Genomic DNA, 1584 nt, shown 5'->3' with positions numbered 1-1584 from the left:
ATTTTGATACGAGTACACCAAGTACGGATAGTACTATGGAGAATCCTACCTTTATCTATACCACAGCAGGTACATATAACGTACAGTTACGGGTATCAGATGGTAACGGGGGCACAGGTGTAGCCAACCTAACCATACATGCAGGCAACAATTTGGCTAGTTTTACTTTTACCTCCCCATCAGATGGAGGCTTTATGAGTTGGGGAGATGATATTAGCGTAGCTTTGAGCGTTAGTGATGTAGAAGACGGAGATACAAATGGAAACCCAGGAACTGAAGGTAGTGGTATTGCATGTGAAGCTGTAGTGGTTACCCCTTCTTTAGGACATTTAACACACTTTCATGATACACCTTCCATAGATGCATGCCCCCAAGATTTAACTTTAGGAGCAGAAGGTCATCAGACCAACGGAGAGGCAGATATTTTTTATGTTCTTAATGCTAATTATACAGACAATGGTGGATTACAATCCTTTGGTCAGATACGAATATATCCTAAGGTAGCAGAAGCAGAGCATTACGATGATTCATCTCAAGGAATCAACATTATTCAAAATACAGATGATTTAGGTGGAGCAGAGGATGCTATACGTGCAGACCATAATAGTTACATTGTTTACCAAGGGCGTAATCTAGAGAATATAACATCTTTAATCTATCGTTTATCTTCTAGTGTTTCAGGGGGTAGTATAGAATTGCGATTGGATAGTCCAACGGGGACCTTGTTAGGTACAAGTGCAGTTCCTGTAACGGGTAGCGCCAACGATTGGGCCAATGTGGAGCTAGGAATCGTAGACCCAGGCGGTAAGCATGATTTGTATATAGTATTTAAAAACGCATCAGCAGGGACAGGCATTGTAGATTTAAACTACATAGAATTTGTGGGTGCAGGAGTATCGGTAGACAAATCAGCTCCAGTAGTAGAAGAGGTGAAATCAATAAACACGACTCAAGTTCGGGTATTTTTCAATGAAAAGGTAACTGCTGCTACGGCAGAAGATTTGTCCAATTATATGTTGGATAATGGCATAACTATCAATTCTGCGGTATTGCAAGAAGATGGTAGAACAGTATTACTCACCACAACGCAATTAACACCAGACGTACAGTATAATTTGAATATTTCTAATATAGAAAATACAGTAGGGTTAACCATACAACCAGACAGCTATCCATTTTCTATATTTACGCCCATACGGATAAATGCTGGAGCTGGTGAGCTAACCACGAGCTATGGTATTTTTAGTGCTGATCAATATGTAACGGGCGGGCAGACCTATACGGCATCATCGTTGGCCATAGCAAATACTTCGGATGATTTATTGTACCAATCTGAACGTTATGGTAACATGAATTATGAGATACCAATTATGATATCTGGTAAGTATGATATTCGTTTGCATTTTGCGGAAATTTACATTGGTGTAGATGGCAATACAGGAACGCGCATATTTAATGTCAGTATAGAAGGGGAAGAAGTGTTGTCTGATTTTAATATACTTTCAGAAACTAACTCTGCTACAGCATTGATAAAAGAATATGATGATGTTTTGATTACGGATGGTTTGGCAAGTATAGCATTCG

General features: G+C 39.5%; 1 protein-coding gene. It reads left to right on the top strand.

Annotated elements, in window-relative coordinates:
- On the top strand, nucleotides 1-1584 hold a 1584-nt coding region (locus tag FBT53_RS15910; RefSeq protein WP_136952173.1), incomplete at both ends, for a malectin domain-containing carbohydrate-binding protein.

This window comes from Flavobacterium sp. ASW18X (assembly GCF_005144745.1).
In the GTDB taxonomy this organism is placed as follows: Bacteria; Bacteroidota; Bacteroidia; order Flavobacteriales; family Flavobacteriaceae; genus Croceivirga.
The sequence above is the reverse complement of the archived record's forward strand: the minus strand, read 5'-3'. Positions and strand labels throughout refer to the sequence as shown.